The organism is Nostoc sp. (genome assembly GCF_036919575.1).
Taxonomy (GTDB): Bacteria; Cyanobacteriota; Cyanobacteriia; order Cyanobacteriales; family Nostocaceae; genus Nostoc.
Genome location: NZ_JBALBY010000082.1, coordinates 152,633 through 159,737, shown reverse-complemented (window position 1 = coordinate 159,737; position 7,105 = coordinate 152,633). Strand labels below are relative to the sequence as shown.

Sequence of the window (7,105 nt, the reverse complement as noted above, 5' to 3'; positions counted from 1 at the left end):
CTATGAAATAAATTATTACCTTTTTCAATCCCGTTAAGAATAGTAAAATTATTAGCACTTGGGTTGACTATAGTGTTGGTAGTACTATCGGATGTCACCTGTGCGATCGCGCAGCGACTCCAAAGCAGTATCGCTGGTAGTACCAGAGCGGAACTCAAGAACCCGATTGTAAGTGTAGATAGAAAAGCGTAGGCGTAGCCCGTCGTAGACATCGCTCTCATCACCAGAAACTTCCTTTACTGATTTCAAGTTAGAGTTCCCGAAATTGCATGATTAATAACATGATTAAAGAAGTCGGAAGTCGGAAGTCGGAAGTCGGAAGTACAGTTTTATAACGGGGATTTAGCGAGAAACGCGGTCTTGGGCAAAGCCCCAAGTAGAGCGATTTCTCAAGACAGACCCCGACCCAAAACGTGCTACCTGTCTTGCTGGGGAATTAAACTGAACATACTCTGTTAAATTTTGGGAACAGCAGCACAGGTTAATGGTTGCTGTACCTGAGTAGAAGGTTTATCTGCAACTAACTCGATTTTGCCTTGGGCATTACGATGCCAGGAAGTAGCTTGGATAAGAACTTCCGGGGTTGGGGGTACTTGGGCTTGTACCTTCTGTGTTTGGCGGAATGCAGAGATATCGCGGATGTCAGACCAAGTGCGTAGGTGTAACCCATCGTAGACATCGCTCGTCACCTGTTGAAGGGGATTTCGTGGCACACCACCCCGCCCGGTCGCTACAAAACTACTGCCAGTATTATTAGAACAGCCTGTAGCAATTTGCTGCGATGGGTCGGTGATATTTGCTGGTAGTTCCACTAAGCCGGAATTTGGATCGATACCGATAGTATTAACTTGAACAGTGCCACTCACCCCAAATTGGGAACTGGCGGTGATGTCACTATCAGGTGTGAGTTGGTCGTGGAACTTCAGCCCAAAGATGCCTTGGGTGGTGATTTGGATATTTCCACCGCTTCCGAGTATCGCATTGGCAACGATATCGCTATCTTCGTCAGGAACGGCAATAATCGCTCCAGCAGTAATATCAATGTTACCTCCGGTAGAAGTACCAGTGGCATTAGTTGTAATATTACCGCCACGACGTAACAGCAAAACATCATTTGCTTGGAGGTGAATGTTACCTTGACTGCCTCCTTTGACTTCCGATCGCAGACTGGCTTTATTGTCGAGGAAAATATTATTGGCTGTAATATTCAAATTACCTGCATCTCCGCTTCCTGTATTGCTCACGATCACTTCCGCACTATTGCGTACTTTAACTGTATCGGATGTAATATTTATCGTTCCGGCGTGAAAATTAGTTGTTGAAGATGCTGCGATCGCACTGGGCAGAATTTCACCGTTAGTTAAAGGTTGAGATATACCCTGGATATCAATGTTTTTAACTTGTAAGTTAATATTCCCCGCATTTCCCTGACCCTGGCTGGAAGAGGTGATCTGTCCGCCATTGAATACCCGTAGGTTATCAGCAGTTAGGTTAATCGTTCCACCAGAACCTACAGCACCATTGCCCACAGAAGCCGTGATCCCAGCGATGCTGTTGCTGTAGGTATCAATTAATGGATCGCTAACTTGTACGTCCCTTGCCCGAATATCAATACTTCCAGCCGTACCCTGCGCCCCCGGAATCAGTCCAAAAAATGTGTTACTAGCACCTGCTACTCCACTGGTAATAGTTCCACCATTAGCTAAAACCAGACTCCCTGCGTCAATTGTGATTCGACCACCCTGCCCTGTTGCTCCAGCTTCGATCGAAGCGAGAACAGCACTGGTTATGCCGTAAGGGTTGGCTCCCCGAATCTCAAGACTCTCCACAGCCCGAACCCTGACTTCTCCTGCTGTACCATTTCCTCCCAACAAACTGCTACTGATGCGATCGCCATTGAGCAAGCGAATCCGTTGGGCATCGACAGCAACCCGTCCACTCTGATTGTTGTTTCCAAAGGTGATCAACGTGCCAATCGTATTCACAATGCCCAAAGAAAAAGATGTTTCGTCTCCCACCATATCCACATCGGCAGCGTGGATGGTAATGTCTCCTGTGATCGAGTTGTTGCCAGATGTTGAGGACTGAATCGCAGCGTCATTGGCTAACCGCAAGCGATTGGTTTCGATGGTTATATTTCCGGCTTGTCCGGTTGTTGGCGGTCCTGATGGTGGAAAAAAGCTATATTTATTGCCTACCGATGTGTTAACACCAGCAAGAAAAAGTTGTCCTGGAGCAGAGACTCCCAAAAACTCGGCAAATTCTGTCGTTTGAATGGTAATGCCTTTACCTTGCCCAGCCGAGGTAGTGGAACTAATATTCGACCCATCCTGCACCGTCAACCCACGTCCACGGATGTTGATTCCTCCACCGTTAATTCCACTCGCATCAACCAATGAAGATTGTTTTAAGGAAATTGTACCCCAGTTTGCTGTGTCAGCAGGACTCGTTAGTTGCCATTGAGCTTGATTTTCCATTTGAATCCCAGCATTCTGCACAGCCCATAGTTCGATATGCCCATCTGGTGCCGTCAGTTTTCCCCCTGTCATGTCGATTTGACTACCAATTAACGCTAGTGTTTGTCCGGTTTGAACTCGCAAGTCTGCCCCTTGAACTTGTATCGCTCCAGCATTTGCCCCAAGTTGCAAACCCACAGGTACACTTATAGTCAGCAAAGGAGTAGCCGAAGCATTCACAGCACTAAATTCCGTCCCATCGGCAAACTTAATACTATTCCCCGTCGTTCCAATAAACGAGCCGCCAATATTCAAGCGGGCATTTGCCCCAAACACAATCCCGGCAGGATTCATCAAAAACAAACTTACCGCGTTATTACTATTAAGCGTGCTAATTAACCCATCAATATTGGAAACATTTCCACCTGTAACCCGACTGAATATAGTTGTAATATTTGGTGTGTTAATTAAATCAAAACTAGCTGCACCACCTGTAGGTACAGAGAAATTACTGAAGCTATGAAATAAATTATTACCTTTATTAACTCCGTTAAGAATTGTGAAATTATTACCACTTGGGTTGACAATGGTGTTAGTTGTACCATCGGATGTCACCTGTGCGTTGGCACAGCCACTCCAAAGGAGTATCGCTGATTGCATCATGCCTGGAGTGAATAACCCAGTTGTGAATATCAATAGAAAAGCGTTAAGCCGGAAGCTTATCCCTTTGTACAGCGTTTTCATACCAGAAATAATCCCATTAACTTCTGGTATTAGGATTCCCGAAATTGTCATCTAGCTAACACCCATTTCTTGGAATCAAAACAATGGTGAAAAAGAACCTAGAGACGTAGCACTGCTACCTCTCTACAAGGGTTATGGGTAACGCATATTTAATTTCTACCAGATGTCTATTGAATGTGATTAGGGATGGTGATTAGGGTTATCACTTGCAAGGGCTTCCGACTGTGCGGTAATAAGTAGGCGATCGTCGGCAGTCAAAAATGTGAAGGTGAGATCATTGGATTGAATAAACTGAGGCAAAAGACTGAGGGCAGATGCAAGTTGAACGGCATCATAGGCTCGGAGTGGATATTGATTCACCAGTTGTCCTGCTATTTGAGTAACGGCTGGTAGCAGTTCAACCTTTTCATATTGGGTGTCAAAATGGTAGCAAAATGCTTGGAGAATTTGATTGGCTTGGTTGCTAGAAAGACTACCTTCGCGTTGCCGACGGGCGATGGCACTATGAACTTCAACGAAAGTAACGCGGGCAACAATCAGCAGATTGGCGGCTGATTGTGCAGTGAGTGCCTGAATCCAAGCAGTGCCGATTTCAGGCACATAACGTTTGAGCAAGGCACTGCTGTCTAGAAAGTAGACATTTACCACTCACCCCTATCCTCAATAATGGTTTCTGACAGAGGCTCTCCGGTGATTTGGATCGAGCGAACCATGACTTCTAAATCTGCATCTGATAGGGGAGGTAAATAGGAAGCAACGGTCCCAGTAAGCAAGCCAGAATCATATAGGGGTTGAAGTAGGGATGCGATCGCCTGGGGAAACGGTTCTGGAGAGACAGTTAACCAAACTGTTTGACGATCACTCAAGTTAAGCGGAGTCAATGGACGTAAAACTCCATTTTCATAAATCGCTCGAATTGCCTCAGTCATTGAAGTATTTCCCCTAATAGTCTCTCATCTATCTTAGAAGTTTCCTGGATTCTTGGTTACAGTTAACTTTTGGGAACCGCAGCACAGGTTAATGCTGGTTGCACCACAGCAGAAGATTCATCTGCAAATATCTCGATTTTGCCATCGGCATTACGTCTTGTTAATATAAATAGAAATGGTATGGCTCCCATCACCAAAGACTTCCTTTAACTGATTTCAAGTTAGAGTTCCCGAAATTGCATGATTAATAACATGATTAAAGAAGTCGGAAGTCGGAAGTCGGAAGTCGGAAGTACAGTTTTATAACGGGGATTTAGCGAGAAACGCGGTCTTGGGCAAAGCCCCAAGTAGAGCGATTTCTCAAGACAGACCCCGACCCAAAAGGTGCTGCCTGTCTTGCTGGGGAATTAAACTGAACATACTCTGTTAAATTTTGGGAACAGCAGCACAGGTTAATGGTTGTTGCAAGGATGTAGGAGATTTATCTGCAACTAACTCTATTTTACCGTCAGCATTACGATGCCAGGAAGTAGCTTGGATAAGAACTTCCGGGGTTGGGGGTATTTGGGCTTGTACCTTCTGTGTTTTGCGGTATGCAGAGATGTCGCGGATGTCAGACCAGGTGCGTAGGCGTAGCCCGTCGTAGACATCGCTCGTCACTTGTTGAAGGGGATTTTGCGGTATTCCACCCCGTCCCGTTGCCACAAAACTGCTGCCTTGACTACCCGCGCAGCCTGTAGCAATTTGCTGCGATGGATCGGTGACATTTGCTGGTAGTTCGACTAAGCCGGAATTTGGATCGATACCAATAGTATTAACTTGAACAGTGCCACTCACCCCAAATTGGGAACTGGCGGTGATGTCACTTTCTCTTGTGAGTTGGGGACGGAATTTCAGCCCAAAGATGCCTTGAGTGGTGATGTTAATGTTACCGCCATTACCATTAAAAGCATTAGCAATAATGTCACTATTTTCTAAGCCGACGATGATCGGTGCATTAATGTTTATATTACCTCCATTACCATTACCGCCTGCTGTTGCGGCGATCGCGCTATTGTGACGCAGCACCAACAATTTCCCAACTTGTAAGGCGATATTACCTCCATTACCTGATTCTGTTTGTGCTTGGATGCTTCCAATACGTTCTAATCGGATGGTATTGGCTGTGATATTGAGACTGCCACCATTGCCGCTACCTTGACTGGTGACACTGACTGTCCCACCATCTGTCACCGTCAGGTTCGGCGTGGTAATGCTCACATTACCCGCATTTGCCGTGAGTTTATCCGGTAGATGGAATTTCTGCCGCAGTAGTGGAGATAGTAGAATGCTAGATGAGTTGATACTGCTGTTATTGCTTCGACTGCGACCGCTAATCTCGATGGATTCCGTGGCGTTAATGCTTATATCTCCCCCATTACCTGCAAAAAATGTGGTTGCCGCAACTACTCCCCCATCCAGAATTTGCAATTTGGCGGTATCTAGGGTCAAAGTTTTGGCGTTTCCGGTCGCAAAAGTGAATGAGCTAATGTTGCTATATATTCCAGCGGGGCTTTCTCCCATGACAGTGGTGTGATTGGTGCGAATTGCCACTTTACCACTGGAGCCACTGCCAAATGTAGCTGAAGTCAGTGTGGCACCATTTGACACCAGTAAACTATTGGCATTGACGGAGATATCGCCAGTGTTCCCAGAACCATAGCCAGAAGTAGAAAGAACACTAACGCTATTTGGATTGATTGGTGAGAAGCCAGACAGTTCAATCGCTGTTGCATCAATGTGGATATTGCCACTGGGAGCCACTCCAACTGAAGTGCTATTCAACCCCCCTCCCACCTGAAGGGTAAGACGGGGAGTAATTACACTGATGTTCCCACTAGCTCCGACACCCACAGCCTCAGTACGTACCCCGCTCCGAATTGTGCTATCAGATGTTGTGCCAATCAGATCAATCGCCTCCGTAGCCTGAAGGCGAATGTCGCCGCCGGGAAGATTGCCGAAATTTCGTGCTACCACCAGGGAGCCATCGGTGAATTGAATGTGTCGCCCCCGAATTTGAACGGAACCTGCATTCACCCCGCTTATATCTAATAGCGATCGCCCTGTTAGCTGAATATCACCAAACTTTTGCTTATCTTCATATCCCAAAGTATACCCCTGTGCAGTTGGGAGCAAACTAACCAATCCTGCACCACTTACACTGCCTAATTCTACTTGCCCTTGCTTGGCGGTGAGAGTTGCTCCATTCAGATTCAGATTGCCACCCACCAAAGCTAGGGTTTTTCCCGGCTGTACCCGCAATTCTGTAGCACTCGGATTTTGAGTGACAAGAACCAGTCCACCGGGATTGGTCAAGGAGTGTCCTGTGCCTTGAACGTTGATCGGTGCGGGATTGCTACCCATTTGCAGACCAAGGGGAACATTGATGCTTAACAACGGGGCTGATTGGGAATTAATCGCGCTAAACTCAATACCATCGGCAAATTTGATACTGTTAGCAGTTGTGCCGATAAACGATCCGCCAATATTCAATTGAGCATTTTTGCCAAATATAATCCCCGCAGGATTCATTAAAAACAAACTTACCGGATTATTAGTGTTGAGAGTTTGAATTAACCCATCAATATTGGAAACATTCCCACCTGTAACCCGACTAAATATAGTTGTAATATTTGGTGTGTTAATTAAATCAAAGCTAGCGGAACCACCAGTGGGTACAGAGAAATTACTGAAACTATGAAATAAATTATTACTTTTTGCAATCCCATTAAGAATTGTGAAATTATTACCATTCGGGTTGACAATGGTGTTATTTGTACCGTCGGATGTCACCTGTGCGATCGCGCAGCGACTCCAAAGCAGTATCGCTGGTAGTAGAGCGGAACTCAAGAACCCACTTGTTAATATAAATGGTATTGCTCTCATCACCAAAAACTTCCTTTAACTGATTTCAAGTTAGAGTTCCCTTTTAGGGCA

6 protein-coding genes are annotated in these 7,105 nt (G+C 45.7%); all 6 read right to left on the bottom strand.

Annotated elements, in window-relative coordinates:
* Window positions 1-84: 84 nt before the first annotated feature.
* The 6 genes from V7K27_RS21590 to V7K27_RS21565 all read right to left on the bottom strand — a co-directional run bounded on the left by V7K27_RS21590 (window position 85) and on the right by V7K27_RS21565 (window position 7,054).
* On the bottom strand, window positions 85-249 hold the full coding sequence (locus V7K27_RS21590) for a hypothetical protein (RefSeq protein ID WP_334950124.1): 165 nt from the start codon (window positions 247-249) through the stop codon (window positions 85-87).
* 206 nt (window positions 250-455) lie between these two features.
* The gene (locus tag V7K27_RS21585; RefSeq protein WP_334950126.1) at window positions 456-3,200 is read right to left on the bottom strand and encodes an S-layer family protein; all 2,745 of its coding nucleotides are present in this window, start codon (window positions 3,198-3,200) and stop codon (window positions 456-458) included.
* Window positions 3,201-3,380: 180 nt separating this feature from the next.
* Window positions 3,381-3,848, bottom strand: a complete 468-nt coding sequence (locus tag V7K27_RS21580) for a type II toxin-antitoxin system VapC family toxin (protein WP_334950123.1) — start codon at window positions 3,846-3,848, stop codon at window positions 3,381-3,383.
* Complete coding sequence (locus V7K27_RS21575; protein ID WP_334950122.1) at window positions 3,842-4,129, bottom strand: antitoxin family protein; 288 nt, start codon at window positions 4,127-4,129, stop codon at window positions 3,842-3,844. Before V7K27_RS21575 ends, V7K27_RS21580 begins: the two co-directional genes overlap by 7 nt.
* A 62-nt stretch (window positions 4,130-4,191) precedes the next feature.
* On the bottom strand, window positions 4,192-4,320 hold the full coding sequence (locus V7K27_RS21570; RefSeq protein WP_334950121.1) for a hypothetical protein: 129 nt from the start codon (window positions 4,318-4,320) through the stop codon (window positions 4,192-4,194).
* Between the two features lie 235 nt (window positions 4,321-4,555).
* Window positions 4,556-7,054 carry an S-layer family protein gene (locus V7K27_RS21565; RefSeq protein WP_334950120.1) on the bottom strand — a complete coding sequence of 833 codons (2,499 nt, stop codon included), beginning with the start codon at window positions 7,052-7,054 and terminating at the stop codon, window positions 4,556-4,558.
* Window positions 7,055-7,105 lie beyond the last annotated feature (51 nt).

What these genes read in the sequence shown, in the direction of transcription:
- V7K27_RS21565 (WP_334950120.1), bottom strand. Translation starts at nt 7,054, where the DNA reads ATGAGAGCAATACCATTTATATTAACAAGTGGGTTCTTGAGTTCCGCT.
- V7K27_RS21575 (WP_334950122.1), bottom strand. Translation starts at nt 4,129, where the DNA reads ATGACTGAGGCAATTCGAGCGATTTATGAAAATGGAGTTTTACGTCCA.
- V7K27_RS21585 (WP_334950126.1), bottom strand. Translation starts at nt 3,200, where the DNA reads ATGAAAACGCTGTACAAAGGGATAAGCTTCCGGCTTAACGCTTTTCTA.
- V7K27_RS21570 (WP_334950121.1), bottom strand. Translation starts at nt 4,320, where the DNA reads ATGGGAGCCATACCATTTCTATTTATATTAACAAGACGTAATGCCGAT.